Source organism: Mesorhizobium sp. WSM4983, assembly GCF_029625765.1.
Lineage (GTDB): Bacteria > Pseudomonadota > Alphaproteobacteria > Rhizobiales > Rhizobiaceae > Mesorhizobium.
The window spans coordinates 1,181,566-1,207,139 of record NZ_JARTVM010000001.1; the positions used below are offsets into that span (position 1 = coordinate 1,181,566).

General features: G+C 63.2%; 25 protein-coding genes and 4 pseudogenes. 21 read left to right on the forward strand and 8 right to left on the reverse strand.

The window, feature by feature from the left end:
• Positions 1 to 115: 115 nt before the first annotated feature.
• On the reverse strand, positions 116 to 277 hold the full coding sequence (locus P9254_RS05740) for a hypothetical protein (RefSeq protein WP_082953723.1): 162 nt from the start codon (positions 275 to 277) through the stop codon (positions 116 to 118).
• A gap of 529 nt (positions 278 to 806) precedes the next feature.
• On the opposite strand from P9254_RS05740, the gene P9254_RS05745 reads away from it, so the two are divergent.
• Entirely contained in the window at positions 807 to 1,367 is a 561-nt protein-coding gene (locus tag P9254_RS05745; protein ID WP_066992020.1) for a hypothetical protein, read from the forward strand.
• A gap of 8 nt (positions 1,368 to 1,375) precedes the next feature.
• A complete protein-coding gene (locus P9254_RS05750; protein ID WP_082953722.1) occupies positions 1,376 to 1,588 on the forward strand; it encodes a hypothetical protein in 213 nt (70 codons plus the stop codon).
• Positions 1,589 to 1,654: 66 nt separating this feature from the next.
• Here P9254_RS05750 and P9254_RS05755 read toward each other — a convergent pair whose 3' ends face one another.
• A complete protein-coding gene (locus P9254_RS05755) occupies positions 1,655 to 1,918 on the reverse strand; it encodes a hypothetical protein (RefSeq protein WP_095802790.1) in 264 nt (87 codons plus the stop codon).
• Positions 1,919 to 2,100: 182 nt separating this feature from the next.
• On the opposite strand from P9254_RS05755, the pseudogene P9254_RS05760 reads away from it, so the two are divergent.
• A pseudogene (locus P9254_RS05760) lies at positions 2,101 to 2,277 on the forward strand (thiamine pyrophosphate-binding protein); the annotation flags it as partial.
• A gap of 223 nt (positions 2,278 to 2,500) precedes the next feature.
• Positions 2,501 to 4,492: a protein-L-isoaspartate(D-aspartate) O-methyltransferase gene (locus P9254_RS05765; protein ID WP_127241334.1), complete on the forward strand. Its 1,992-nt coding sequence runs from the start codon at positions 2,501 to 2,503 to the stop codon at positions 4,490 to 4,492.
• 69 nt (positions 4,493 to 4,561) lie between these two features.
• On the opposite strand, the gene P9254_RS05770 is transcribed toward P9254_RS05765, so the two are convergent.
• The 3 genes from P9254_RS05770 to P9254_RS05780 all read right to left on the reverse strand — a co-directional run bounded on the left by P9254_RS05770 (position 4,562) and on the right by P9254_RS05780 (position 6,569).
• Positions 4,562 to 4,876, reverse strand: coding sequence for a hypothetical protein (locus P9254_RS05770; protein WP_095826296.1), 315 nt, complete (start codon positions 4,874 to 4,876; stop codon positions 4,562 to 4,564).
• Between the two features lie 549 nt (positions 4,877 to 5,425).
• Positions 5,426 to 5,851, reverse strand: a complete 426-nt coding sequence (locus tag P9254_RS05775) for a hypothetical protein (protein ID WP_067320635.1) — start codon at positions 5,849 to 5,851, stop codon at positions 5,426 to 5,428.
• Between the two features lie 325 nt (positions 5,852 to 6,176).
• A complete protein-coding gene (locus P9254_RS05780) occupies positions 6,177 to 6,569 on the reverse strand; it encodes a DUF6894 family protein (RefSeq protein WP_127213749.1) in 393 nt (130 codons plus the stop codon).
• A 291-nt stretch (positions 6,570 to 6,860) separates the two neighbouring features.
• Here P9254_RS05780 and P9254_RS05785 point away from each other — a divergent pair, with 291 nt between their 5' ends.
• Positions 6,861 to 7,181: a hypothetical protein gene (locus P9254_RS05785; protein WP_095826282.1), complete on the forward strand. Its 321-nt coding sequence runs from the start codon at positions 6,861 to 6,863 to the stop codon at positions 7,179 to 7,181.
• A gap of 387 nt (positions 7,182 to 7,568) precedes the next feature.
• Here P9254_RS05785 and ku read toward each other — a convergent pair whose 3' ends face one another.
• Together ku and P9254_RS05795 are read right to left on the reverse strand one after the other, a co-directional pair.
• Positions 7,569 to 8,435, reverse strand: a complete 867-nt coding sequence (ku, locus tag P9254_RS05790) for a non-homologous end joining protein Ku (protein ID WP_095826295.1) — start codon at positions 8,433 to 8,435, stop codon at positions 7,569 to 7,571.
• Positions 8,436 to 8,999: 564 nt separating this feature from the next.
• Complete coding sequence (locus P9254_RS05795; protein WP_095779478.1) at positions 9,000 to 9,239, reverse strand: hypothetical protein; 240 nt, start codon at positions 9,237 to 9,239, stop codon at positions 9,000 to 9,002.
• Between the two features lie 160 nt (positions 9,240 to 9,399).
• Between P9254_RS05795 and P9254_RS05800 the strand changes: the two are divergent.
• The 3 genes and pseudogenes from P9254_RS05800 (at position 9,400) to P9254_RS05810 (ending at position 11,735) form a co-directional block, all read left to right on the forward strand.
• Positions 9,400 to 10,184, forward strand: a pseudogene (locus P9254_RS05800) (SDR family NAD(P)-dependent oxidoreductase).
• An 80-nt stretch (positions 10,185 to 10,264) separates the two neighbouring features.
• Positions 10,265 to 11,430 (forward strand): annotated as a pseudogene (locus P9254_RS05805) (zinc-dependent alcohol dehydrogenase).
• A 62-nt stretch (positions 11,431 to 11,492) separates the two neighbouring features.
• Positions 11,493 to 11,735: a hypothetical protein gene (locus tag P9254_RS05810; protein WP_128292676.1), complete on the forward strand. Its 243-nt coding sequence runs from the start codon at positions 11,493 to 11,495 to the stop codon at positions 11,733 to 11,735.
• A gap of 79 nt (positions 11,736 to 11,814) precedes the next feature.
• Here the strand turns inward: P9254_RS05810 and P9254_RS05815 are convergent, their stop codons facing one another.
• Positions 11,815 to 12,087 (reverse strand): hypothetical protein, encoded by a 273-nt coding sequence (locus P9254_RS05815; RefSeq protein ID WP_095779479.1) that lies wholly within the window; start codon positions 12,085 to 12,087, stop codon positions 11,815 to 11,817.
• A gap of 212 nt (positions 12,088 to 12,299) precedes the next feature.
• On the opposite strand from P9254_RS05815, the gene P9254_RS05820 reads away from it, so the two are divergent.
• The 13 genes and pseudogenes from P9254_RS05820 to P9254_RS05880 all read left to right on the forward strand — a co-directional run bounded on the left by P9254_RS05820 (position 12,300) and on the right by P9254_RS05880 (position 25,574).
• Positions 12,300 to 13,406: an NAD-dependent epimerase/dehydratase family protein gene (locus tag P9254_RS05820; RefSeq protein ID WP_095826281.1), complete on the forward strand. Its 1,107-nt coding sequence runs from the start codon at positions 12,300 to 12,302 to the stop codon at positions 13,404 to 13,406.
• On the forward strand, positions 13,403 to 14,476 hold the full coding sequence (locus tag P9254_RS05825) for an NAD-dependent epimerase/dehydratase family protein (RefSeq protein ID WP_278054347.1): 1,074 nt from the start codon (positions 13,403 to 13,405) through the stop codon (positions 14,474 to 14,476). The genes P9254_RS05820 and P9254_RS05825 overlap by 4 nt, the downstream gene beginning before the upstream one ends.
• A complete protein-coding gene (locus P9254_RS05830; RefSeq protein WP_095802770.1) occupies positions 14,473 to 15,765 on the forward strand; it encodes a TIGR04295 family B12-binding domain-containing radical SAM protein in 1,293 nt (430 codons plus the stop codon). Before P9254_RS05825 ends, P9254_RS05830 begins: the two co-directional genes overlap by 4 nt.
• The gene (locus P9254_RS05835) at positions 15,750 to 16,850 is read left to right on the forward strand and encodes a glycosyltransferase family 4 protein (protein ID WP_278103872.1); all 1,101 of its coding nucleotides are present in this window, start codon (positions 15,750 to 15,752) and stop codon (positions 16,848 to 16,850) included. The genes P9254_RS05830 and P9254_RS05835 overlap by 16 nt, the downstream gene beginning before the upstream one ends.
• Positions 16,851 to 16,852: 2 nt before the next feature.
• Positions 16,853 to 17,983 carry a CgeB family protein gene (locus tag P9254_RS05840; RefSeq protein WP_127323618.1) on the forward strand — a complete coding sequence of 377 codons (1,131 nt, stop codon included), beginning with the start codon at positions 16,853 to 16,855 and terminating at the stop codon, positions 17,981 to 17,983.
• The gene (locus P9254_RS05845) at positions 17,980 to 19,074 is read left to right on the forward strand and encodes a CgeB family protein (protein WP_095826277.1); all 1,095 of its coding nucleotides are present in this window, start codon (positions 17,980 to 17,982) and stop codon (positions 19,072 to 19,074) included. Before P9254_RS05840 ends, P9254_RS05845 begins: the two co-directional genes overlap by 4 nt.
• A complete protein-coding gene (locus tag P9254_RS05850) occupies positions 19,071 to 20,180 on the forward strand; it encodes a CgeB family protein (RefSeq protein ID WP_278054349.1) in 1,110 nt (369 codons plus the stop codon). The genes P9254_RS05845 and P9254_RS05850 overlap by 4 nt, the downstream gene beginning before the upstream one ends.
• Positions 20,181 to 20,203: 23 nt before the next feature.
• Positions 20,204 to 21,175: pseudogene (locus P9254_RS05855) on the forward strand (UDP-glucuronic acid decarboxylase family protein); the annotation flags it as partial.
• 438 nt (positions 21,176 to 21,613) lie between these two features.
• Positions 21,614 to 21,772: a DUF3309 domain-containing protein gene (locus P9254_RS05860; protein WP_066991972.1), complete on the forward strand. Its 159-nt coding sequence runs from the start codon at positions 21,614 to 21,616 to the stop codon at positions 21,770 to 21,772.
• 191 nt (positions 21,773 to 21,963) lie between these two features.
• On the forward strand, positions 21,964 to 23,067 hold the full coding sequence (locus P9254_RS05865; protein WP_278054351.1) for an inositol-3-phosphate synthase: 1,104 nt from the start codon (positions 21,964 to 21,966) through the stop codon (positions 23,065 to 23,067).
• Entirely contained in the window at positions 23,064 to 23,657 is a 594-nt protein-coding gene (locus P9254_RS05870; RefSeq protein ID WP_278054352.1) for a histidine phosphatase family protein, read from the forward strand. The genes P9254_RS05865 and P9254_RS05870 overlap by 4 nt, the downstream gene beginning before the upstream one ends.
• A 13-nt stretch (positions 23,658 to 23,670) precedes the next feature.
• Complete coding sequence (locus P9254_RS05875; protein ID WP_278054354.1) at positions 23,671 to 24,771, forward strand: CgeB family protein; 1,101 nt, start codon at positions 23,671 to 23,673, stop codon at positions 24,769 to 24,771.
• Positions 24,771 to 25,574 (forward strand): sugar phosphate nucleotidyltransferase, encoded by an 804-nt coding sequence (locus P9254_RS05880; RefSeq protein ID WP_095827599.1) that lies wholly within the window; start codon positions 24,771 to 24,773, stop codon positions 25,572 to 25,574. The genes P9254_RS05875 and P9254_RS05880 overlap by 1 nt, the downstream gene beginning before the upstream one ends.

Sequence of the window (25,574 nt, forward strand, 5' to 3'; positions counted from 1 at the left end):
TTTGCGAAATGGGCCCGGCAACACCGTCCGGAGATCAGGCAAGCCGCGCCGCGCGCGGAGCGTTGCCGAAATCGCGTGAAAACAACGACTTGGGCGCGACAGCTTGGCTGGTGCGCTAGTCCTTTTGCTCGCGGTACAAGCGCTCGGTCGCGCGGTCGCTCTCGCGCCGTTCGACTGGGCCTCTGTGACGGCGGGTGAAAAGCACGTAGATGATCGCAATGAGAAGGATCAGCGGACCGCCGGCAACAACGAATAGCCATAAATCGGAGCCGAACATGGCGTTTTCCTTCCTGTCGAAGGTGGTTTCTCCAGCAACCTATCGCTGGTCTTGAGCTAACCGATAAGGGCTGCAAATGTTCCTGTCCAAGGGAGTAGGCGGCTGCGTGGTCAGCCGCCTACGCGCCCGGCGGGATCGCCTTGGCGACCATGTCCGGCCGTTGCGGCCCCTGAGCCAAACGGCCGAAGGAAATCGCAGACCCTCTTTACCAAACCGCAGCAGGAAAGGCCGTCCCCCGTTCAAACGACTGCGGCGAGCAAGAACCTCTGAGGTCGGCTTGTCGCGGAACGCAGCCTGCGGATCACAGTTCCGGCAGACGCCATCTGAAAATCGAAGGACTCCGACTGGAACAAAGCCCTGAGTCGCTTGTTCGGCTCCGGCCCATCGGCCACAGGAGCTTGAACCCATGAACATGCGGACACTTCTCGCGCCATTAGCCGTCGCTGCGACCTCCTCGTTTTTTCCGGCGGTCGCAGCCGATAACGCGCAAACCTTTGCCGGCCGATAGTAATCGATAGGAGACATCAAAATGCAGACGATCACCGCACTGTTCGACGATTATGACGATGCCGCCGATGCCGTGGGCGAGCTGGAGTCCATGGGCGTACCGCCGAGCGATCTCAGCATCATCGCTAACAATGCCGACGGCCGGCATTCTTCCGCGGCCGCCGAAGATGCAGCCAGTGGAGCCGGGATCGGGGCGGTCGTGGGCGGCGCCGGCGGCTTGGCGACGGGCCTCGGCGCCATAGCAATACCTGGCGTCGGTCCGGTCGTGGCGGCTGGCTGGCTGGCGGCGACAGCCGCGGGCGCGGCCGCGGGCGCAGTTGTCGGTGGAGCGGCCGGCGGCATCATCGGCAGTCTGACCGACGGCGGCGTGTCGGAGGGGGACGCCCATGTCTATGCCGAAGGCATTCGCCGGGGCGGCACTCTGCTTACCGCTCGCGTCGAAGATGACCTCGCTCCGCAAGCACAAGCGATCCTCCATGATTCCAGGTCGGTGGACATCGGCGAACGGCGGAACGACTACGAAGCTGGCGGTTGGACCGGATTCGATCCGCGGGCCGGCGATTACCGTCAGCAGAGCAAATAGGAGTCAGCGTGAGACGAGTGCTGTTGCCGCTGATCCTGACGGTGGTTGTGCTGTTGGCATGTTACTGGGCCTTCGCCTATGTCCAGAGTAGCTGGCCGACGGCACCGTTGAAGCGGACACCTGAGCAGAACCAGGGCGGAAACGCACCCCAGGACACGTCTCCCGCCGCCGGCATAAAAAAGGATCCGCAAGGCAGCAACAAAATGCCGGGCAATCAATAGCGGCAGGCGTAAGCAGCGAGCATCAGGCGAGCGAGTTGCTTTCCGCCTGATCGCATGGCGCTTCTCTCATCCGCGCTCGACGAATTTGTTGAAACGGCTGGGCAAACCTTCCGCCGTTAGGTCTTGGTGCACGAAGGCAAGTTCGTTCTCATCCAATATGGCGAAGAACTCTTCCCATTCGACGGGCTGCAGATCCTCTTCGTGCTCGCCGAAGTCGACGCGCAGCACCGCCCCCTTGCCTGCAGTCCGCGCGACTGCAGGTCTGCCTTGGCGGGCTTCAATCCAAGCCCGGATCACCTCGTGATTTGTGGTTTTCAGTGGCTCGCTCATGATCAACCCTTCCGGCTAATCGCCAATCCTGGCGCTTTGCTCGTCAGCGAATGAGGATTCAATCCGCGTCCGGCTCGCTCGTTCCCGCGAATTCGCTCCTTGCGAGGCGGTGGCCTGGCTGCGTGGCCAAGGGAACCAACTGCCGCCCTACTGGTTCGGAATGCATTCATTGGAGCCTGGCCATGCCAAATGCAGCCGAAATTTTCGTCGACACTCGGGTTGCTTGGGATGTCGAAGTCATGTTCGGCCTGCCCGGCGATGGCATCAACGGCATCATGGAGGCTTTGCGGAAAAACCGGGACAAAATCTCCTTTGTCCAGGTGCGCCATGAAGAATCTGCCGCATTGATGGCTTGCGCCAGCATCGAACGGGCCGACGAGGTCGAGCGCGTTATTGACGAAGCCTTGATGCCGAAGATGCCGCCCGATTATGCCAAGAATTTCCGCAAGGCGCTGCCGGAGACTCCGGGGCGCGAGCGGATCGAGGAGAACGTCGCGCGGGAGCCGGCCAGGACGATGATGGAAGCCGAGGGATGACGTTGCCGCAGCCGCTTGCGATTCCAACTTCCTGTTGAGGATGCACATGCTCGACCTGTCCCGCGAACGTCGCCGAATGGTCGATGTTCATCTCCGCCGCCGCGGCATTCATGATCGTGAGATCCTGGCAGCGATGCGCGAGGTCCCACGCGAGACTTTCGTGGACCCTGGCTTCGAAGAATTTGCCTACGAGGATGGACCGCTGCCGATTGCCGAGGGCCAAACGATATCGCAGCCCTATATCGTCGCGTTCATGCTGGAAATGGCTGAGATCGGGCCCGGCGATCACGTCCTCGAGGTCGGCACGGGATCTGGCTACGCCGCCGCCGTGATGAGCCGCATCGTCGATCATGTCTACACGATGGAACGGCACGCCGGCCTGGCGGAAACCGCGAGACGGCGCTTCGAGACGCTTGGCTATCGCAACATCGATGTCCGCACCGGCGACGGCACCAAGGGCTGGCCCGAAGCGGCACCGTTCGATGCCATTGTCGTCGCGGCGAGCGGGCCCGGCGCGCCGCTCGCGCTGCAGCAGCAGTTGGATGTCGGCGGCAAGCTGGTCATTCCGGTCGGAGATGACCCTGACGAGCAGCGCCTCCTCAAAGTCACCCGCACGGGCGCTTCCACCTACAGCGAGGAAGATTTCGGTGCCGTGCGCTTTGTCCCTTTGATCGGCGAAGAAGGCTGGCAGGAGGACAACCGCATCCGATCCAGCCGTGTCTCCCCGCTCTTGCCAGCGCGCAGTCTTCCGCAGATGATTGCCGCAGCGGCCGAACCGCTTCCGGAGTTCGATGATCCCGCCTTTGTGGAGGCCTTCGATCGCTTTGCCGACCGGCGGATCGTGCTTCTCGGGGAAGCGAGCCACGGTACATCCGAATTCTATCGGGCGCGGGCTTGGATCACCAGAAGACTGATCGAGAAACATGGCTTCACGATCGTCGCCGCTGAAGCCGACTGGCCCGACGCCGCGGCGATCGACCGCTATGTGCGCCACCGCCCACCTTCGCCGCGCGCCGACATGCCTTTCCAGCGGTTTCCCACCTGGATGTGGCGCAACGCCGAATTCGCGGCATTCGTGGAGTGGCTGCGTGCGCACAACGAGCAGATCGAAACACCGGCAAGCCAGGCAGGGTTCTACGGCCTCGATATCTACAATATGAGAGGCTCGATCGCGGCGGTTTTGGAATATCTCGACCGCATCGATCCGGAGGCGGCAAGCATTGCCCGCGAACGCTACGGCTGCCTGACGCCGTGGCAGCACGAACCCGCCACCTATGGCCGGGCGGCGCTAACCCGAGGCTACCGGGAATGCGAGGAGGCGGTGCTGCGGCAGTGCCGGGACATGCTGTCGCGTCAGCTCGATCACGCCGGCCAGGACGGCGACGAATTGTTCGACGCCGCGCAGAACGCCCGGCTCATTGCCTCCGCCGAGCACTACTATCGCGTGATGTACTATGGCGGCGCGCAATCCTGGAACCTGCGCGACACGCACATGTTCGACACGCTGCAACATGTTATCGAAGCGCGTTCTCCCGATGCCAAGGCCGTGGTCTGGGCGCACAACTCCCATATCGGCGACGCCCGCTTCACGGAGATGGGAATCGTCAGGGACGAAGTGAACATCGGTCAGCTCTGTCGCCAGCGGTTCGGCGACGACGTAGCCGTCATCGGCTTCGGCACGCATGCCGGCACGGTCGCTGCCGCCAAGCATTGGGACGGCGAAATGGAAATCATGTCCGTGCGGCCTTCGCGCGAGGACAGCTATGAGCGGCTTTGCCACGACGCCGGCACCGCTCGTTTCCTGCTCGACCTTGGAGCCGATCCAGCCCTTCATGATCGGCTGACCGAACGTCGGCTCGAACGGTTCATCGGCGTGATCTATCGGCCGGAAACGGAACTGCACAGCCACTATGCCGACGCCTCGCTTGCGCGGCAATTCGATGCCTTCGTCTGGTTCGATGAAACCACCGCCGTGACGCCGCTCGGGCCGGAGCATGCGACGCGCGGGGTCCCGGACACCTACCCCTTCGGCGTGTAGGCATGACGAATGCATTCGACATCGCGCTGATACGGAACCTTCGGCGCGTGGTGCGGCGAGCGAAGACTACTATTCTTTCACGTAGGCACCAGACCGGCGGCCGCCTCTGGGTGCTTTCGCATCCTTGGAATGCTCGGCGACCGATGGGCCGGCTCCGGAAGTTTTTTGCGTCGCAGGACCAGGCGTCGCCCGTCCCGGAGGGTTTTGCCCTTCCGACTGATGTGTCTTGTCTTCCACCTCGCCCTGTCTGCGGGTGAGCCCAAAGCGATCGTGAGGCTTTTCGTTGCCGGCCGCGGCCTGCGAAAACCGGTCTGAGGGATCCGGATCGGTATTGGCCGGGTACTTCCTGGCGCCGGTCTCGCGGCGGTTCTCTTCCTTGCCCATGACTCTCTCCGGGTTGATCTGGAGGATAACAAGATCGTCGGAAGAGCGTTCCCCGACCTGGCCGATAAGGGACGCGGGCAATCGGCTCCATCAGTCCGATGGAACAAACACGCCATCGCCCAATTAGGCAAACAGAGGTTCGGAGGCCAAGCGCGGTCCGGTTGCGCCCGATCCGACAGTCGGCGCGGCTTCGGCTCCAAACACGAACAAGCCGGGCGGCTAGCAGCGGACGAAAGGATTTCTGATGCCCCGGATCGTTGCAGTGATCGCGATCGTGGTGATTTTGTTGATAACCGTTTGGGCCTGGATCGGCCGAGAGCCCGAGCGCCCGAGCGGCGGGAGCCAGCAGCCAGCGCCCCACGCGATCGACCAGAACGGCTGAAGCAGGGCCTTTCGATCGGCGACTTGCCGTTCTCACCGCATCGCCGTCTTCGCCGCATTGCGGTCTCGCGCGCCCTGCATGGACCTATCGCTCCGCGGATCGATCAACGTCCGAGCAAAGCCGGCGGCTGTCGCAACAGCCGCGATAGCGAGCAGGTTGAGACGCAGTCAGTGTATGAAGCGGCTTCTCAGCCAGGCAAAAATGCGATTGCCTGTGACAATTCTCCGGACGCGTCCAGCAGCCCAACTGGCCTGCATGGTTGCGCCGGTGTGGCAGCTGCAGACGACTTCATGCAACTGCCAATCGGAGAGTTCAAAGAAGCGTTTGGCTTCCCCATAGGTATCGGACTGCAGGCCCGAGGCCCTCAGCAGCGGGTCTTCGAACGCAACCGTCAGCGGGGATCCAGCCGCCCGCGCCTCTTCCCGCATGCCTGGATAGAGATACTCGGTGCCGGTGAGCGCGGCGAGACAGCGCAACGGATTCCGCTCGAGCAGTTCTGCCCACCTCTCTATCTTTTCAGTCCTTGTCGTGAGCGGCACCAGCGGATTGATATCAGCGACTGCGTGCAGTTGGTCGAGCGTTTGGTGTTTCATGATAGGCTCCCGTCCATACTTGGCTGACCGGCTTGTCCTGGCGGGGTCGGCAGGCCCGCGTCTGAGGTGCGGGCCGATCAGTGTTTCCCACCGATCTCCGGCAGGCGCCAAAAAAGCGGCGCCTGCAAATCATCGAACTGACAGTCGTCCCCAAAGTTCCGGTTGAACACGGAATTCATTTGGAATGAGGTTCCGCAGTGCAGGACTGCACGGCGTTTCAGTTGCGAGCCCGGCTGGACTAAGATGCAGGCGCTTGTCGAATATCTCATATCCAGTGATAGGAACGGGAGCATGGTCCTTTCTCAGGCCACGCAGCCCGCGCTCCTCATTCCGCTGCCGCCTTTTTCCGTTTCGCCTCGTCGAAGTCGATCGCCAGCACGATCTTTCCGTTGGCGTCCCGAACCCGGACGGCCCAGCCCTGCTGCCCACCTTCGGCGGCCGTGTCGTCAAGCAAATCAATCGCCGAACGCAGCGCCTCGTCGTGCACGGCCTCCAGGTTCGGGAATTCCACGCCCTTGAGCTGCCGCACGCCATCATTGTCGCGATATTCGAATGTGAAGGGGCTCTCCGGCTTGGCGGGCTCGCTGAAGTCGCGGTTGCTCTGCTGCTCGGACCGGTCTTCCACGGTCTCGAAAACCGCGCACTGCACCATCATCTCTTTGGCGCGATCGATAAGAGCGGTGTCGCCGTTCGTCGGCCGTGGATCGGATCCAGCCATTGTGACGGCAATCTTTTCGCCGCCCTCACCGAGAAATTCGACTGTCACCACGCCTTCCGACCTGGAAAGTATGTGGGTCTCGAGAACCTGCATCGGTGCCTCGTCATCTTAGATAACGAAGGTAAAAGCTGCCCAACAGGAAAGGTTCCGGCCGCGCTCAGCGATTGGCGGCAGCGATAGTTCCCCCTTCCCGGAAACGAGTGCCTGGACAGCAGCGTTTCTACTTCGCGTTCAAATGATCCCGTGGGAACACCGACGCCGGACAGATGTTTGGTAGAAAGGAGCTGTCCGATGACCTCACCGAGCAAGCGAACACCCGCCGAGGATCGAGGCGAAATGCAGATGGGCATTACCCGGGACAAGACGCCCGGATTCGACCCTTCTGCCGCCCCGCAGGAAACGGATGCAGAGGCGGGAGGGTCGGCGAGTTCCACCCATCACGTCGCACAAGATGAACCGAAATTCACCAATCAGGCGAGCTTCGCCAACGCCATGCAGCGCCCCCAGAACGCGCCCGGCCTTCAGCCGAGCAGGAACGGGCCGGTGCTGGTGATTGCGGCGCTCGTGGTTCTGGCGGGCGCCGCTTTCCTGCTTGCCGCCCGGCTGGGTTGATGGATGCCGGCTCGCCGAGGAAGTGGCGCTCCAACCCGGAACGCCCGATGCAAGGTCTGATAGCTAGGGAGTATGTGCATGCCCATGTTGAAAAAGCTTCTTCGCCATCTTTGGCGACGGAAAATCCAGCCGGCGGCCAATCCATCCCCAGTCGATGCGATCGTGCGGCTGTTGCGTGAAAGCGAGGAACGCAACGGATAGATTTTTGGATCGTGCCCGGTGCGCCCCGGCGCGCGAAATCCTCGAGCTCGTGCTCTTCTGCCACGGCCGGTGTTTTAGCCCGCGCTGGCGTTACCCGAATTCCTCCTCGGCGAAGGCGCCGAGACTCCAGCCTTGTTTGCCTCGGTCTGCAAGCCAGCTTGATGTCGCTCACCGCACAGACAACTGCTATGCCGATTTGCGCCCCCGTGCAGAATTCTTCGTCTTTTTTCGTTTCGGCGCTCCCCTGGACTTCGGGGATTTGGGTTTTGCCCCGGCCTCCGCGCCGAGGCTCTTTTTCAGCGCATCGAACAAATTGACCACATTGGACGGCTTGGGTTCCGCCTTGGCTTTCGGCGCCTTCCTGCCGGCCTTTCTGGCGCGAACCAGTTCCAGCAGTGCCTCCTGATATCGGTCCCGGAACTCGGTGGGATCGAACTTGCCCTTCTGCTTATCGATGATGTGCTCGGCCAACCCGATCATCTCGCTGTCGGGCTTTCCCGACTTGATCTCGGCGAAGACGCCGGCGGGCTCGCGCACGGTGTCGCCATAACGCAGGGTGGTCAGCATCATGCCCTTGCCGCGCGACTCGACCACCACCGGGCGTTCCCTCTGATAGAGCACGATGCGAGCGAGCCCGGCCATCTTCTTTTCTGCCAGCGCGTCGCGGATCACCGCAAAGGCCTCTTCCGAGACCTTGTCGGCGGGCGTCACGTAGTAGGGTGCGTCGAGATAGATCTGCTCGATCGACGATTTGTCGACGAAGCCGTCGAGATTGAGCGTGTGCGAGGACTCGATCTGCACCGCCTCGATGTCTTCCTCTTCGATGAAGATGAATTCGTCCTTGCCGACTTCGTAGCCCCTGACCTCGTCGTCTTTATCCAGCGGCTTGCCGCTCTCGGCATCGACATAGATGCGCCGGACCCTGTTGCCGGTCTTGCGATTGAGCACGTGGAAGGAAACCTTCTCGGCATGGGTCACGACGTTCGTCAATTCGACGGCACAGGTGACCAGCGACAGTTTGAGATAACCGCTCCAGGCGGGACGCGGCGCCATGGCGATCTCCTTGGCGACAGGAATGCAGCCGGAACGGCGAACGCACCGCTTCGGTTCCGACGTCGCAGGCCGGCGCATCGCGTCGGCTTCAGCCGGCTGAACCGGGAAGCAGCGCTGAAGTTCCCGGCGGGAGAAGCAACGGGAGCTTTCGACAAGGGCTTGGCCCGACATATTCGAGTTGCAGACATTTCGTTCGAAACGTCCGTCCGTCGCGGGATCATTCGGAACAATGGGCCTTCGGGCAAGTTGGATACGGCTCCAACGGCGAATTGATTTGGAACGACCGTGGCGACGCGGAAGATCGACAAGGACAGGCGTGAGCGCACCTCGAATGCGGCGCGCGAACTGCTTGAGACGGAACGACTGGCGCGCCAGGCAAAGACGGCGCGACTACGCGAGCAGCGTTTGGCCGCGGCACCGGCGGCAAAGTCGCCTCCTCCCGCGGCCAGGCCGGGCCGGACGCCCAAGAAGCGAAAAATCATAGATATCAGCTAGCGCCTGGCTCCGTTCGGCGCTGCCGCTTTAGGGCGGCCGGAAATCGATGACGCGTCCAGCCAGCTTCTCTCATTCCTTGGCCGCTGGCTCTCCAGGCCCAATCTCGGTCTCATCTAATATGTGCTCGTGAATGATGCCGAGGATTTGCAGCCTCACCGCCTCACGCGCCTCCGGCTGGATGAACGGCATGAGGAGATCGACCCTCTCCTTGACCCGACGGGGCAGATCAGCGCTGGGATCGGTCAGCTGGCTGCCATGCTCATAGAGGTTGTCGGTAAGTTTCTTATCCAGATCGGAAAAGATGCCCATGACTGTCGCTCCACATTGACGGCGGAACAGCCGTGCCCCGAATTGGTTCCGTCTCGCCGAGCCTCGTTTGCCGCGCGTTGCCGAATCCCAAGAATTCGAACGGAACAATCGCACTCTGCGCATGTTCGGCCGGACCACACTCGCACGGTCGGAGAACGAAATGGAAAACGGAAAGCTCGCCGTGGTGACCGGCGCTTCCAGCGGCATCGGCAAGGAACTGGCGAAATTATGCGCGAGAGATGGCTACGAACTGGTGATCGTGGCCGACGAGCCGGCGATAGAGCAGGCTGCCGAGGCGCTGCAATCTCACCACGTTGCAGTCGAGGCGGTAGAAGCCGACCTCGCGACCGAGGAAGGGGCCAATCAACTGATCGCGAGGATTGGTGACCGCGCTATTGACCTTCTGTTCCTCAACGCGGGACGAGGCCTGGGCCGGGGCTTCATCGATCAGGACTGGCCCAAGGCGCGCCGCGTCATCGACAGAACATCACCGGCACGGTCTATCTGGCACATCGGCTCGGCCGGCAGATGGTCCGGCGTGGCCGCGGCCGGATCCTGTTCACGGGCTCCATCGCCGGCTTCATGCCCGGCACCTTCCAAGCGGTCTACAACGGCACCAAAGCCTTCATCGATTCTTTCGCCATCGCGCTGCGCCATGAGTTGAAGGACAGCGGTGTGACCGTGACAGTGCTGATGCCCGGCGCGACGCAGACCCGCTTCTTCGAGCGGGCCGACATGATGGACACCGAAATCGGGACTCAGGAGAAAGACAATCCGGCCGATGTGGCCAAGGACGGCTATGATGCCATGATGGCCGGAAAAGAGCAGGTCGTTAGCGGTTTGAAGAACAAGATGCAGGCTGCCGCGGCCCATGTCACGCCGGCCGGCACGCTGGCCGAGCAGCATCGCAAGGCCGCCGAACCGGGTTCCGCGAACAACGGATGAATGCGAGGCGCCGCCCGGGGAACATTCCAGCCGGGCGCAAGTTCGATGCACTCAATCCTCCGATCGACAGGAATGGCACGATGAAAGCGCTGACATGGCACGGCAAGGGCGATATCCGGTGCGACGCGGTCGCCGATCCCGCGATCGAGGACGACCGCGACATCATCATCAGGGTTACCTGCTGCGCCATTTGCGGTTCGGACCTGCATCTGATGGACGGCTATATGCCGACGATGAAATCGGGCGACGTGCTGGGCCATGAGACCATGGGCGAAGTGGTGGAGGTCGGCCGTGGACACAGCAAGTTCAAGAAGGGCGATCGCGTCGTCGTTCCCTTCAATATCTCATGCGGCGAATGCTGGTTTTGCCAGAACGGCCTGTTTTCACTCTGCGACCGGTCGAACCCCAACGCCGACCAGGCCGCCAAGGTCATGGGCCAGTCGCCCGCGGGCCTGTTCGGCTATTCGCATCTGGTCGGTGGCTATTGGGGCGGGCAAGCCGAGTATTTGCGAGTGCCTTTTGCCGATGTCGGCCCGATCAAGGTGCCGGACGGCATGGACGACGAACAGGTCCTGTTCCTCTCCGACATCTTCCCGACCGGCTATATGGCGGCGGAGAACGCCGGCATCCGGGAGGGCGACACCGTCGCCATCTGGGGCTGCGGGCCGGTCGGCCAGTTCGCGATCCAGAGCGCCTGGATGCTTGGCGCCGGACGCGTGATCGCCGTCGACAAGGTGCCGGAGCGGCTTGCTATGGCGCGGGACCACGGCAAGGCCGAGACCCTCGATTTCAGCAACGTGAATATCTACGATGCCCTGATGGCCATGACCAACGGTCGCGGCCCGGACAGTTGCATCGACTGTGTCGGCACCGAAGCCGATGCCAGCGCCACCCCGGATTCCATGCTCGATAAGGTCAAGGCGAGTGTCTATCTTGGCACCGACCGGCCGCATGTGCTGCGCGAGGCGATCTATTGCTGTCGCAAGGGAGGCACCATTTCGGTGCCCGGCGTCTATATCGGCCTTGTCGACCACATCCCGTTCGGCGCGGCGATGAACAAGGGGCTGACGTTCCGCATGGGACAAACCCACACGCAACGCTATCTCGAGCCCTCCAAAGCGGCGACATCGACCCGTCCTTCGTGATCACCCACCGCGCCGGGCTCGAGGCCGGACCCGACCTCTACAGGAAGTTCCGCGATAAGCAGGACGGCTGCATCAAGGTCGTGATGCGCCCTCACGGGTGACCACGCTTTGCCCGGAACTCGCCCGGGCGCCCTGTCGTTGCGATCAGGTAAGGAGGTATCAAATGGCTCAACTGAAAAACACATCTCGGCCGGCCACCAGGTCACCGAACGCTGAAGGCCTTCCGCGTCCAAACCGCGATGCTATGGATAGCGACGCCGGCGCGAGACCGGCAGTTCCCAAAACAGCCGGCGCCGCCGAGGAACAGTCGACATCACCGCTCGACAGTAAGGTTGCCAATCGCAATGCCGGTCGCAAGCGCGAGGCCGGAACCACCCCGCGCCCAACCGACAAGCCATTGGATTGAGGCAACCGGGGCGGCGCGGCAGCCTCCGCCGGTCGGGTGCTTGCGTGCGTTCGTTGCTGGTTACCTGCCGCCGCCCGCGTCAACCATTCCCGCTCCGCTCGACAAATTTGTTGAAGCGGCTCTTTCCTCCGCTCCCGGCCTTGTCCTGATGGAGGAAGGCAAGGTCGTTCTCGTCGAAGATCCGGAAGAACTCATCCCACTCGATCGGTTCGAGCGCTTCCTCCGGCTCGCCGAAGTCGATGCGCAGGATGCCGCCCTCGCCCTTGGTGCGAACCACGGCGGGATGGCCGTCCCTCTCCTCAACCCATTTGCGAATTTCGTCGTGATTGGTGGTCGTCTTCGCTTCAGACATGGCATTCCCTTTCTCGCCGCACGTCGGTGAGCGGCCCTAACAGCGCGCAAAGGGCAATGTTCCCGGGCATGCGGGCGACCCGCCGACAGCTTCGCCACGAGGGAACTTTGATGAAGCAGGGAACAAACCTTTTGTCCCGAAGTTCGGGAGCCCAACGCTAAATCGGCCCCAACGCTAAATCGGCCCCAACGCTAACTCGGCAAGGAGTTCTCGTGAAACGTGTCCTGGTTACGGGAGGCTGCGGTTTCATTGGCCGGCATGTCGCCCAGGAACTCATCGAGCATGGCTACGAGGTCCGTGTCCTGGACGCACTCTTGGACCAAGTGCACGGCAATGAAGCCGTCAGCATTCCAGCTGGCGCCGAGCTGATACGGGGAGATGTACGTGATCGAGACGCGGTCGCCGACGCGGTAGCGGATGTCGACACCGTCATCCACCTCGCTGCCGAGGTCGGCGTCGGCCAATCCATGTACGAGATCGCCCGATATGTCGGCACCAACGATCTCGGCACCGCGACCCTGCTCGAGGCGTTGATCAAGAAACCAGTCGAACGCATTGTCGTCGCATCGTCGATGAGCATCTACGGCGAAGGCCTCTACAAGACACCAGACGGGCGGCGTATCCACGATGCCCATCGCAAGCCAAGCGACATCAGGATCGGCCAATGGGACCCGCTGTCGGCTGCCGGCGAAGCGCTGTCGCCGATTCCGACCGACGAGGAGAAACGTCCTGACCTCGCTTCGATCTACGCGCTGACCAAATATGCGCAGGAACGCGCGGTGCTGATCTTCGGTCAGGCTTATGACGTGGATGCGGTGGCATTGCGCCTGTTCAACGTCTTCGGCGCCGGTCAAGCGCTCGCAAATCCCTACACCGGCGTGCTTGCCAACTTCGCTTCGCGGCTCGCCAACGGCAAGCGGCCGATGATCTTCGAGGACGGCGAGCAAAAGCGCGACTTCGTCCATGTGCGCGATGTCGCCCGGGCTTTCCGGCTGGCGCTGGAGCAACGCCAGGCAGCCGGCCACGCGATCAATATCGGCAGCGGACGGTCCTACACCATCAGCGAGGTCGCTCGATTGCTTGCAGAAGCGATGGGCGTTCCGAAGCGGCCGCCCGAAATCCTCGGCAAGGCGCGCTCCGGCGACATCCGCAACTGCTTTGCCGACATTGCCAAGGCGCGCGAGCTGCTTGGCTTCGAGCCGAGCCATCGGCTTGAGAACTCCCTCGGTGAATTCGCGGCCTGGGTTCGCAACACCGTCGTCATCGACCGCGGCGCTGACATGAAGCGCGAACTTGAAGAGCGGGGGCTGGTGTCATGAGTGAGCGGCATCGCGGCCTTGGCAAAGCGCCGGTGGCCGTCATCGGCGGCAGCGGCTTCATAGGCTCAAACCTCGCCGACAGCCTGTTGTCGGATGGCGAGCCCGTTCTGGTCATCGACAATCTCAGCCGAGCCGGCGTCGAGCAGAACCTCGAATGGCTGGCGCAAAAGCACGGCAGCGATCTTAGAGTTGAAACCGTAGACGTGCGCGACCAAGCCAGACTGGCCTCCGTGCTGACGCCAGCAAGAGCGATCTTCCATCTGGCCGCCCAGACCGCCGTGACCACGAGCCTGATCGATCCCGCGGAGGACCTCGACATCAATCTCAAAGGCACCTTCAACGTGCTTGAGGCGGCGCGCCAGGTGAGCGCCCCGGTAATCTTCGCCAGCACTAACAAGGTCTACGGCAGCTTGCCCCAGCTCGCGGTGCAGGAAACGGACGACCGTTACGAGCCTTGCGACGAAGCCATCCGCGCCAATGGCGTCGACGAGACGATCGGGCTCCATTTCTGCACGCCCTATGGCTGCTCCAAGGGCGCTGCGGACCAGTATGTCCTTGATTATGCCAAGTCCTATGGCCTGCCGACGGCGGTGCTGCGCATGAGCTGCATCTATGGACCGCGCCAGTTCGGCACCGAGGACCAGGGCTGGGTCGCCCATTTCCTCCTCAGCGCGCTCAGCGGCCGGCCCATCACCGTCTATGGCGACGGCAAGCAGGTGCGCGACATCCTGCATGTGTCCGACGCGGTTGCCGCCTATCGCGGAGTGCTGGCCAGGATCGAAGACCTCACGGGACAGGCGTTCAATCTTGGCGGCGGACCGCGGAATGCCGTCAGCCTGCGCTCGCTCCTGTCGGAGATCGCCATCATGACCGGCCGCGACATCGTGGTGCGGCAGGATCTCGAACGCACCGGCGACCAGCCCTTCTTCATCGCCGATACCCGCAAGATAGAGGCCGCGCTTGGCTGGCGGGCGCATGTCCCGTGGCGCGAAGGCATCAGCGACCTTGCCGGCTGGCTGTTGCGGCACCGTCTTCAGCCGCACGCTGAAGTGGCGAGGTACGTCGCATGAAAGTCGCACTGGTCAATCCACGTTGGACGTATGAACACAGCATCTATTTCGGCTGCCGCCAGCCGCATCTGCCCCTGGAGCTTGGCTACTGCAAAGCGCTCTTGGAGACCGACGGCCACAGCGTGCTGATGCTGGACGGGCAGTTGCAGCATCTCGACAACGCGGAACTTGCCGAGCGCGTGGCGGCGTTCGCGCCGGACATGACCGTCGTGACCACCGCGCCGACCTATCTGTTCTGGCGCTGCGCGCCGCCGGAGCTGCGGGTGCCGGCAGAATTCCTGAAGCATCTCGCCGGGCGCGGCGGGCGCACCGCCGCCGTCGGGCCGCATGGCTCGGCGACGCCGGCCCCTACCCTGCGCAAGCTTGGCGTCGATGTCGTCGTGCGCGGCGAATGCGAGGAGGTGGTGGCGGAGCTTGCCGGGCGCGGCGAATGGAGCGCCGTCCCTCACACGGCGCGGCTCGAGAGCGGCGTGCTGGCCTGCAACGGTGGCGTGAGCGTCAGCCGCTTCGTCGACCACCCGGCACTTCATTGGCCGTCCGATTGGATTGCGGCCCATTCGCACCACCATCATCGGTTCGACGCGGACCAGAAGGGCGCCGGTGCAGAGGTGGAAGCTTCGCGGGGTTGCCCCTATAATTGCAGCTTCTGCGCCAAGATCGATTTTCGCGACGCCTACCGCCGCAGGAACCACGACGCGGTCGTCGCCGAGATCGACGGTCTGATGGCCCAGGGCGTCGGCTACATCTACTTCATCGACGAGATTTTCCTGCCCCAGAAGGCGCTGCTCGAGGCCCTTGTCGACCGCGATATCCAATTCGGCGTTCAGACGCGCATCGACCTCTGGAAACCGGAGTTGCTGGAATTGTTGGGCGAGGCCGGCTGCGTCTCGATCGAAGCTGGCCTGGAAAGCCTGACCGTCGAAGGCCGCGAGATGCTGGCCAAGCGCTGTCGGCTGGGCACCGAGGAATTGGCCGCGCTGCTGGTCGATGCCCGCCGCCATGTTCCTTTCGTCCAAGCCAATCTGATCGGCGTGGTCGAGGACGATCCGGCCCTGGTGGAGTATTGGCGCAAGCACCTCATCGACAACGGCGTCTGGGCCAACGAGCCGGTGCCGCTCTATCCCTATCCGAGCTCGCCAAGTTACCGCGAGCTGTGGGGCGAACCCGACGATTTCGCCTGGGAGCGCGCGCATGAGCACTATCTGGCTTCGTTCCGGACGTTCAGCGACATCCAGGACCAGCGCCCGCGCGCGCTGGCCGAATTGGAGTCCTCATGCTGCAATCATTGATCCATCGCCCGCGGCGCATCCTGATGACCACCGACTCCGTCGGTGGCGTCTGGCGATATTCGCTCGACCTGGCGCGCGAGCTCACCAACCGAGGGGACAGCGTCGTGCTGGCCGGGCTAGGGCCTCGGCCTTCTCGGGAGCAGGCACAAGAGGCGCAATCCTTCGCGACGCTCGCATGGCTCGAGACCCCTCCGGACTGGATGACGCGCAACGAGAGCGATCTCGACGGCCTGCCCGGCGAGCTTCGGGAGCTTGCGACGGCCTATGCCGCGGACCTCGTTCATCTTAACGCTCCGGCCCAGGCGGCCGAGGTCGATCTGCCCTGCCCCATCCTCGTGGTCTCGCATTCCTGCGTCGTGACGTGGCTGCATGCCGTGCGCGGTCAGGTGCCGACCGATGCCTGGGCCTGGCAGAAAGACCGCAACCGGGCCGGTTTCAATCGCGCCGATATTGTGGTGGCACCCAGCCGAAGCCACGCCGACATGCTTGAGGCCTGCTACGGGCCGGTCGCGCGGCTAAGTGTCGTCCACAACAGTGCTCTTCCCGGCCCGGTCGCCTCGCGCCGCGAGCCTTTCGTCCTGGCCGCCGCCCGCTGGTGGGATCAAGGAAAGAACGCGGCGGTGCTGGATGCCGCGGCTGCCATAACCGAATGGCCAGTCCATGCCGCCGGCCCGCGCGGCGGGCCGGACGGGCAGATGGCGCGTCTCGATCATTGCGTCGCGCTCGGCTCGATCGGCCATGCCCAAGTGCGTCAGCGGATGGCGCGCGCTGGCATTTTCGTTTCGCCATCGATCTACGAGCCCTTCGGGCTTGCCGCTCTGGAAGCCGCGCTCTCGGGCGCGCCGCTGGTCCTCGCCGACATCGCGACCTATCGCGAACTCTGGGACGGCGCGGCCATGTTCTTCGACACGCGCGATCCGCATGCGCTTGCCGGATGCATCGCCCACCTCTCCCGCGACGAAAATTTGCGGCGCCAGCTTGGCCGGCGCGCCGTCCGTCGCGCGCGCAAATTTTCGCCGCAGGCGCAGGCGGTCGCGATGAGTGAAATCTACGATCGTGCGGCGATGGCCGTCGCAGGGCGCTGACCATGCATTTCGTATTCTACACCCATTCCGTCGTTTCCGATTGGAACCATGGCAATGCGCATTTCCAGCGCGGCATCATGCGCGAGCTTGTTGCGAACGGACACCACGCCCTCGCGCTCGAACCCGCGGACGGTTGGAGTCGTTCGAACCTTCTGGCCGAGCAAGGCTCCTTCGCCGTCGAGCGCTTCCGGAAGGATTTTCCCGAGCTGATGCCGGTGACCTACGATGCGTCCTTCGATCACGAGGCCTGGATTGCGAAGGCGGATGTGGTGATCGTCCATGAATGGACCGATCCAGATCTTGTGGCGCGGATCGGGCGGGCCAAGCTCAACGGCGGCAAGTTCACGCTGCTGTTTCACGACACGCATCACCGCGCCGTGTCGGCGACGCAGTCGATCTCGGCACTGAACCTGGAGCACTATGACGGCGTCTTGGTCTTCGGCGAGGCGTTGCGGGAGAGCTACCTTCGCGCCGGCTGGGGCCGACGGGCTTTCACCTGGCATGAAGCAGCGGACGAACGGTTGTTCAAACCCTCTCCCGAAGTCGACGCCGTATCGGATCTGGTCTGGGTCGGCAACTGGGGCGACGACGAACGCAGCGCCGAAATCCACGAGTTCCTCGTCGCGCCGGCACGCGAGCTTGGCCTGTCGGGAACCGTTCACGGGGTGCGCTACCCAGCGCAGGCGCGGGCCGCGCTCGCCGACGCCGGCTTGCGCCACGAGGGTTGGATCGCAAATGCCGACGTCCCGAAAGCGTTCGCGCAGCATCGCGTGACGGTGCACATCCCGCGCCGACCCTATCGGGACCATCTGCCGGGCATTCCCACGATCCGCATGTTCGAGGCATTGGCCTGCGGCATTCCCCTCGTCTCTGCGCCATGGTCGGACGTGGAAGAGCTGTTCCGTCCCGGCAAGGACTTTCTGTTTGCCCGCGACGGCTCCGAGATGCGCCAGCACCTGCGCGACGTGCTGCACGACGCCGCGCTTGCGAAGGCTCTGGCGGCAGCCGGGCTGGAAACCATCCTGGCACGGCACACATGCCGGCGCCGCGCCGACGAATTGTTCGACATACTCGCCGCATGCGGCAATCGCCATGCGGTTGACGGGGTGCCAACAAGGGAGGCCGCCGCATGAAGATCGCCTTTTACGGATCCAGCCTGCTGTCGTCCTATTGGAACGGCGCCGCCACCTATTATCGCGGCCTGCTGAAGGCACTTTCCCGGCGCGGTTACGACATCGTCTTCTACGAGCCGGACGCCTTTGACCGGCAGAAGCACCGCGACATCGAGGTTCCCGACTGGTGCGACGTCGTCGTCTACGAGGCGACGCCGGATGCGCTGATGCAAGTCGCTTGCTGCGCCGCGCAGGCCGACATCGTGGTCAAGGCAAGCGGTGTGGGCTTCGAAGACGAAGCGCTGTTGCGCGCCGTGCTCGACCACGCCCGCAATGACGCGCTGACGGTGTTCTGGGACGTCGACGCCCCGGCGACGCTCAGCGAATTGCGGAACGATGCCGGCCATCCTCTCCACGAGGAGCTCAAAAGGATCGCCCTCGTGCTGACCTATGGCGGCGGAGATCCCGTCGTGTGGGACTATAGGGCGCTTGGCGCCGCCGAATGTGTGCCGATCTACAACGCGCTCGATCCCGAGACGCATTTCCCCGTCGCCCGAGATTCCCGCTTCGCCTGCGATCTCGCCTTTCTCGGCAATCGCCTGCCGGATCGCGAGGCCCGCGTGGAAGGCTTCTTCCTCGAGCCGGCCGGTGCGCTGGAGGACCAGAAGTTCCTGCTCGGCGGATCAGGCTGGGGCGACAAGCCGATGCCGGCGAATGTCTCCTGGCTCGGCCATGTCGGCACTCGAGACCATAACGCCTTCAATGTCACGCCGAAGGCGGTGCTGAACATCAGCCGCGACAGCATGGCCAGCAACGGCTTTTCGCCGGCAACGCGGGTGTTCGAGGCGGCCGGCGCCGGTGCATGCCTCATCACCGACGCCTGGGCCGGTGTCGAGCTGTTCCTTACGCCTGGCGAGGAAATCCTGGTGGCGCGAGACGGCGCCGACGTTGTCGAGATCATGTGCACGCTCACACCAGGGCGCGCAAAGGCGATCGGGGCGGCAGCGCTTCGGCGTGTTCTGGCCGAGCACACCTACACACTGAGGGCTGAACGGGTTGACGCAATCTTAAAGGCGCATTTCGAGCGCGAGACCGTGGAGGCCGCAGAATGACGAAGGCACTCGATATCGTGTTCCTGGGTCTTTCTCTGTCCTCTTCCTGGGGCAATGGCCATGCGACGACGTTTCGGGGGCTGCTGCGGGGCCTCGACGAGCTCGGCCATCGCGTCACCTTCTTCGAACGCGACGTGCCCTGGTACGCGCACCACCGCGACCTGCGCGACCCCGATTATTGCGACTTGCGCTATTACGACACCGTCCAGGAGCTTCGTCGCAGCCATGAACGAGACCTTCAGCAAGCCGATGTTGTGGTCATCGGCTCGTTCGTGCCTGAAGGCAGGGCGGTCATCGACGACCTCGCGTCGCTGTGCACCGGGCTATTCTGCTTCTACGACATCGACACGCCGGTGACGCTGGCCAGGGTTGCCGAGGATGACTGCGACTATCTCGCCCGCCGGCAGGTTCCCTATTTCAACCTTTATTTCTCCTTCACGGGCGGACCGACCCTCCATCGCCTGGAGCTCGAATTCGGCGCGCGTCGGGCCGAACCGCTCTATTGCTCCGTCGACCCCGAGCGGCACCATCGAAACCGAAATGTGATCAAATGGGATCTAGGCTATCTCGGCACCTACAGTCCGGATCGGCAGCAGACCCTGGAAACGCTTCTGCTCGAGCCTGCGCGTCGACTGCCGGATCGACGCTTCGTGGTCGCGGGCTCGCAATACCCGCACGATATCGACTGGCCCGACAATGTCGAGCGGATCGAGCACCTGCCGCCGGCCGAGCATGCCGGCTTCTATAACCGGCAGCGCTACACGCTGAATGTGACACGCACTTCGATGGTCGAAGCCGGATGGTCGCCCAGCGTCCGGCTTTTCGAAGCAGCGGCGTGCGGGACGCCGATCATCAGCGATCGCTGGCCAGGCCTCGACAGTTTCTTTCCGGCTACGGCGATACAGACGGCCGGCAGCGCAGATGATGTGACGGGAATTCTTCTGGGACAGCCCGACCGCGCCAGGCTCAGCATGGCCAGGCAGGCCCATTCGCTGGTCCTGGAAAGACACACCGGAGTTGCTCGGGCACGAGAGTTCACGTCGATGCTGGCGCGGGCAAGGCAGACACGTCCGGTGCTCGATCTGGATGTCGAAAGTGCAGCATGACAGGCAGACAGGAGAACACACAGATGCGGCGTTCAAGAAAGGCCCAACAGACACGGACGGCGCTTGTCGCCGGCGGTGCCGGTTTCCTCGGTTCGCACCTATGCGAGGCCCTGTTTGGCATCGGCTATCGCGTGATCTGCATCGACAACTTTCTCACCGGCCGAATGGAGAACATTACGCCGCTTATCGGCCAATCGCGCTTCCGGTTGATCGAGCAGGATATCTGCAGCCCGCTGGAACTGGGTGAACCGGTCGACCGTGTCTTCAACCTGGCATGCGCGGCGTCACCGCCCCGCTACCAGGCCGATCCTGTTCATACCACGCGCACCTGCGTGGTCGGGTCGCTCAATCTCCTCGAGCTTGCCGTTCGCGACGGTGCACGCTTCCTGCAGGCATCGACCAGCGAAGTGTATGGTGATCCCGAGCAGCATCCGCAGCGTGAGGACTATCTCGGCCATGTGAACTGCACCGGCCCGCGCGCCTGCTACGACGAAGGCAAGCGCACCGCGGAGACGCTTTGCTTCGACTATCTTCGGGCCGATCGGGCCGACGTACGTGTCGCCCGTATCTTCAACACTTATGGCCCAAGGATGGACCCCGCCGACGGTCGCATCGTCTCGAATCTGGTCATGCAGGCACTTGAAAAGCGGGCGATGACGATATTCGGCGATGGCCGGCAGACGCGATCCTTCTGCTACGTCACCGACCTGGTCGAAGGCCTGCTGCGGCTCATGGACATCGAGCCCAATCCGCGCCAGCCGATCAATCTTGGCAACCCCGGGGAATTCAGCGTCCTCGAACTGGCGAGCCTGGTGAGGGAACTGACCGGCACCAGGTCGCCCGTGAAATTCCTGCCTTTGCCGGAAGACGATCCCCGCCGGCGACGCCCCGACATAGCGCGTGCGAAGGAGCTTCTCGGATGGGCCCCCAAGGTACCTCTCCGGCAGGGCCTGCTGCAAACGGTCGTTTACTTCGCCGAACTCGAAGGCAGCGCGACCGTGTCGCCCGCCGCCGCGACCAACAGGTCCGGAGCAGACGGATTGGAAACCGGCAGCCCGCAGGATCCCGATGCGTCCCGCGTTCTTTTCACCGAAGCGGAACATCCGACCGAGATTCTGGTTGGGCCCGATAACCGGCACGGAGAACGCAGTCGTGCAGTCGAAGCGATCAGCCAAGGACATCGAGCAGATGGCGGCCGCGGAAACCGCCGCCTTCCTGCGACGAGCCTCCATCACCTACCTCGAATGTTGCGTCAGCCTGATGATGACGCATCTTCAACGCGAAGAAGTCGCAACCATCCTCGAGCGGGAAGCTGACATGCTGCGCGGGCTGGACTGAGCCCCCAGCGCCTCAGATGAATGACGAACAAATAGCATATGAGCCCCGCAGTCTGAGGTCCGAACGTCCACCTCGCCAATGAAGGGGACCCCGATATGAGTCTCGGCACAATCCTCATTATTATCCTGATCTTGTTGCTGATCGGCGCGATCCCGGCCTGGCCGTATTCGTCGGGCTGGGGCTATGGGCCTTCGGGCGTGCTCGGCGTCATACTTGTCATCCTGGTGATCATGGCGCTCATGGGCCGGATTTGAGGCCGAGCGGGCGAGATTCGATTAGCCGCACTCCGAACGTCGCGTCCTGCGCTGGCCGTTCGGAGACAACCCGGCAAGGGGAGTCTTGAACGTCGACCGCATCGGCGAATTTTCCACCTCTCAAGGAACATTCCTGACCGGTCACAGTTCGGCGCGAGGAACTTACCTTCAACAATAGAGGCGGCGGTTTCGTGACATCAAAAAAGGTTCGCATCGGCATCGTCGGTATCGGCAATTGCGCATCCTCCCTAGTGCAAGGCCTCACCTATTATCGTCAGGCAAAAAGCAACGAGCCGATCCCCGGGCTGATGCATGCCGATCTCGGCGGCTACCATGTCGAAGACATCGAGGTCGTCTGCGCCTTCGACGTCGCCAAGAGCAAGGTCGGGCGCGATGTGGCCGAAGCAATCTACAACGCCCCGAACAACACCTTCCGTTTTGCCGATGTGGCGCCGATCGGCGTGCGCGTGCAACGCGGACCTACACTCGACGGCATCGGCAAATATCTGCGCGATGAAATCGAGGAAGCGAATGAGCCGGTCGCCGACGTGACCGCAGGCCTTCGGGAAAGCGGGGCCGAGGTGCTGGTGTCCTATCTGCCGGTCGGCTCGGATGCGGCAACCCGCTATTATGCCGAATGCGCGTTGGCGACCGGGTGCGCTTTCGTCAACTGCATACCGGTCTTCATCGCTTCGCGGCCGGAATGGCGCCGCCGCTTCGAAGAGCGCGGCCTGCCCCTGATCGGAGACGACATCAAGAGCCAGGTCGGCGCTACCATCGTTCACCGGCTGCTCGCCAATCTGTTTCGGGAGCGCGGGGTGCGCATCGACCGCACCTACCAGCTCAACTTCGGCGGCAACACGGACTTCCTCAACATGCTGGAGCGTGAGCGGCTGGAATCGAAAAAGATCTCCAAGACGCAGTCGGTCACCAGCCAGATCGATGTACCGCTCGAGCCCGGCAACATCCATGTCGGACCCAGCGATCATGTGCCTTGGCTCACCGACCGCAAATGGGCCTATATCCGGGTCGAAGGCACGACCTTCGGCGGCGTCCCGCTGAATGCCGAACTCAAGCTGGAAGTCTGGGATTCGCCCAACTCCGCCGGAGTGGTCATCGACGCGGTGCGCTGCGCCAAGCTGGCGCTCGATCGCGGTATCGCTGGGGCGCTCACCGGGCCTTGCAGTTATTTCATGAAGTCTCCGCCGGAGCAGTTCACCGATGCCGAAGCCCGCCTGCGCACCCTCGCCTTCATAGCCGGTAGGGGCGAGCCGATGCTCGACGCCGCGGAATGACAACGACTATTTTCCTCGTGCGGCATGCTGCGTATGACAACGTCGACCGCTATTTGGCAGGCCGCCAGGATATCAATCTTGGCCAAACCGGCCAGGCACAGACGCTGCGTCTGGCCCGCCGTCTGGCGAGGGAACCGCTCGCGGCCATTTTCAGCAGCCCGCGCAAGCGCACCTTGGAAACCGCGAAACCGATCGCTGTCGCCTGCAATATCGAGCAGATCGGAATCTGCCAGGAATTGGACGAGATCGATTTCGGCGCATGGTCCGGCAAGACATTCGAAGAGCTGGCCGATGACGCCGCCTGGCGGATGTGGAACGACCAGCGACAGAGCGCCCGAACACCGAGCGGCGAGACCATGCAGGACACCCAGCAGCGGATCGTCGACCTCATGGACGTGCTGCGCGAACAGGCCCCAAACCGATGCGTTGCACTGATCAGTCACGCGGACGTCATCAAGGCTGCGGTGTGCAAGGTGCTTGGCCTTCAGCTCGGCGACTGTTTTCGCTTCGACATCGAACCTGCCTCGATCACCACCGTCGTCCATGGCGACTGGGGCTCTAAGCTCATTCGCCTGAACGAAATCGCCTGACTGGAGCTGCCCGATGCGCATGGTGATCTTCGGCCTCGCGGTCACCTCTTCCTGGGGAAACGGACATGCCACGCTTTGGCGCGGGCTGATACGCGCGCTGGCGCCACTCGGCTGGTCGATCAGCTTCTTTGAGCGCGACATGCCCTACTATGCCGGCGCAAGGGATCTCACCCATCTCGATGGCGGCCACGTGGTGCTCTATCCGGGATGGGATGATATTGCCCAGGCTGCGGCAATCGCGGTCCGGCAGGCTGACGCGGTCATCGTCACCTCCTATTGCCCGGATGCTGTTGAAGCCTCACGCCTCGCGCAGGAGAATTGCCGTGGGCTCAAGGTGTTCTATGATCTTGACACCGCGGTGACGCTCGCGCGCATCGAGCAGGGCGAGCAGCCCCCCTATTTCGGTCCGGAAGGCCTTCGCGATTTCGATTTGGTGCTGAGCTACACCGGCGGCGAGGCACTCGGTGCGCTCAAGTCCATGCTGGGGGCGCGCCGCGTCGTGCCGCTCTACGGCCATGTCGATCCGGAGCGTCATCGGCCGGCAAAGCCCAGGGCCGAGTTTGCGGGCGATCTGTCCTACCTCGGCACTTATGCCGCGGATCGCCAGGCCGGCGTCGAGAAGCTGCTCGTCGCGCCCGCTGTCCGGCTGCCGGATCGCCGTTTCGTCATTGGCGGCGCTCAATATCCGCAGGAATTTCCGTGGAGCGACAACATCTTCTTCGTCAGGCATTTGCCGCCTGCCGATCATCCGGCCTTCTTCTGCTCGTCACGCCTCACCCTGAATGTCACCCGCGAGGCCATGGCGCGCAAGGGCTGGTGCCCCTCCGGCCGGCTGTTCGAAGCGGCTGCCTGCGGCGCCGCCATCGTTTCCGACGACTGGCCGGGTCTGGACGACTTCTTCGAGCCCGGCAGCGAAATCCTGCTTGCACATTCCACCGACGATGTGGTCGCCGCGCTCGGTTTGTCGGACCGCGAGCTCGAGGCTTTGCGCCGCCGAGCCCGCGAACGCGTCCTCGACGAACACACATCCGCACGCCGCGCCGCGGAACTGGACCGGATTCTGGTCGAAGCCGCCACCGCGCCAGCAAGCGAACCGATGAAGGAAACCGTCTGATGTTGGGTATCGTGCCTGCGGCGGGGCGCGGCAGCCGCATTCAACCGCTGGGTTTTTCCAAGGAACTGCTCCCGGTTGGCAGCCGGATGGACGGGCAAACCGAGCGTCCGTGCGCGGTCAGCGAGTATCTGGTGCGCCGAATGGTGCGCAACGGCGTCGACAGGATCTGCTTCATCATCGGTTCGGGTAAGTCCGATATCCTCGAATACTATGCGGCCGGCTATGACAGCGCGGCCGCGATTTTCGTGGCCCAGCCCTCTCCCGTCGGTCTTTGCGACGCGATCTTCCGCGCCGCCCCTCTCGTCGCGCCGCAAGAGACCGTCCTGATCGGTCTGCCGGACACGATCTGGTTCCCCGAGGACGGCTTCTGCCATCTGCCGGACGACCGGCTGTCATTCCTGCTGTTTCCTGTAGACCGTCCCGAGCTTTTCGACGCCGTGGTTGTCGATCAGGACGGCCGCGTCGAGCAGATCCAGGTCAAGCAGCAGGACGCAGCCACGGACTGGGTCTGGGGCGCGTTCAAGATGCCGGGCTTCACCTTTCAGCGGCTCGCGGCGCTTTGGCGCGAGCGGGACGGCTGCGACGAGTATTTCGGAACGCTGGTCAATGCTTACCTTGCCGTCGGCGGTGAAGCCTGGGGCGTCAAGGCAGGCTCGGCCTATGTCGATGTCGGCACCTTCAACGGCTACCGCACGGCGCTCCGGCTGCTTGAAAACAACGACGCCTCGGAAGACGAAGACACAGCGATATTCGTGCCGCCGAGCCGCTCGCAGGTGCCATCCTTGCCAGGCGAAGGAGGCTGA

Bases quoted from the DNA above. Each gene is read 5' to 3' on its own strand.
- P9254_RS05740 (WP_082953723.1), bottom strand. From the start codon at position 277: ATGTTCGGCTCCGATTTATGGCTATTCGTTGTTGCCGGCGGTCCGCTG.
- P9254_RS05745 (WP_066992020.1), top strand. From the start codon at position 807: ATGCAGACGATCACCGCACTGTTCGACGATTATGACGATGCCGCCGAT.
- P9254_RS05755 (WP_095802790.1), bottom strand. From the start codon at position 1,918: ATGAGCGAGCCACTGAAAACCACAAATCACGAGGTGATCCGGGCTTGG.
- P9254_RS05765 (WP_127241334.1), top strand. From the start codon at position 2,501: ATGCTCGACCTGTCCCGCGAACGTCGCCGAATGGTCGATGTTCATCTC.
- P9254_RS05770 (WP_095826296.1), bottom strand. From the start codon at position 4,876: ATGGGCAAGGAAGAGAACCGCCGCGAGACCGGCGCCAGGAAGTACCCG.
- P9254_RS05775 (WP_067320635.1), bottom strand. From the start codon at position 5,851: ATGAAACACCAAACGCTCGACCAACTGCACGCAGTCGCTGATATCAAT.
- P9254_RS05780 (WP_127213749.1), bottom strand. From the start codon at position 6,569: ATGGCTGGATCCGATCCACGGCCGACGAACGGCGACACCGCTCTTATC.
- P9254_RS05785 (WP_095826282.1), top strand. From the start codon at position 6,861: ATGACCTCACCGAGCAAGCGAACACCCGCCGAGGATCGAGGCGAAATG.
- ku (WP_095826295.1), bottom strand. From the start codon at position 8,435: ATGGCGCCGCGTCCCGCCTGGAGCGGTTATCTCAAACTGTCGCTGGTC.
- P9254_RS05795 (WP_095779478.1), bottom strand. From the start codon at position 9,239: ATGGGCATCTTTTCCGATCTGGATAAGAAACTTACCGACAACCTCTAT.
- P9254_RS05810 (WP_128292676.1), top strand. From the start codon at position 11,493: ATGGCTCAACTGAAAAACACATCTCGGCCGGCCACCAGGTCACCGAAC.
- P9254_RS05815 (WP_095779479.1), bottom strand. From the start codon at position 12,087: ATGTCTGAAGCGAAGACGACCACCAATCACGACGAAATTCGCAAATGG.
- P9254_RS05825 (WP_278054347.1), top strand. From the start codon at position 13,403: ATGAGTGAGCGGCATCGCGGCCTTGGCAAAGCGCCGGTGGCCGTCATC.
- P9254_RS05830 (WP_095802770.1), top strand. From the start codon at position 14,473: ATGAAAGTCGCACTGGTCAATCCACGTTGGACGTATGAACACAGCATC.
- P9254_RS05835 (WP_278103872.1), top strand. From the start codon at position 15,750: ATGCTGCAATCATTGATCCATCGCCCGCGGCGCATCCTGATGACCACC.
- P9254_RS05840 (WP_127323618.1), top strand. From the start codon at position 16,853: ATGCATTTCGTATTCTACACCCATTCCGTCGTTTCCGATTGGAACCAT.
- P9254_RS05845 (WP_095826277.1), top strand. From the start codon at position 17,980: ATGAAGATCGCCTTTTACGGATCCAGCCTGCTGTCGTCCTATTGGAAC.
- P9254_RS05850 (WP_278054349.1), top strand. From the start codon at position 19,071: ATGACGAAGGCACTCGATATCGTGTTCCTGGGTCTTTCTCTGTCCTCT.
- P9254_RS05860 (WP_066991972.1), top strand. From the start codon at position 21,614: ATGAGTCTCGGCACAATCCTCATTATTATCCTGATCTTGTTGCTGATC.
- P9254_RS05870 (WP_278054352.1), top strand. From the start codon at position 23,064: ATGACAACGACTATTTTCCTCGTGCGGCATGCTGCGTATGACAACGTC.
- P9254_RS05875 (WP_278054354.1), top strand. From the start codon at position 23,671: ATGCGCATGGTGATCTTCGGCCTCGCGGTCACCTCTTCCTGGGGAAAC.
- P9254_RS05880 (WP_095827599.1), top strand. From the start codon at position 24,771: ATGTTGGGTATCGTGCCTGCGGCGGGGCGCGGCAGCCGCATTCAACCG.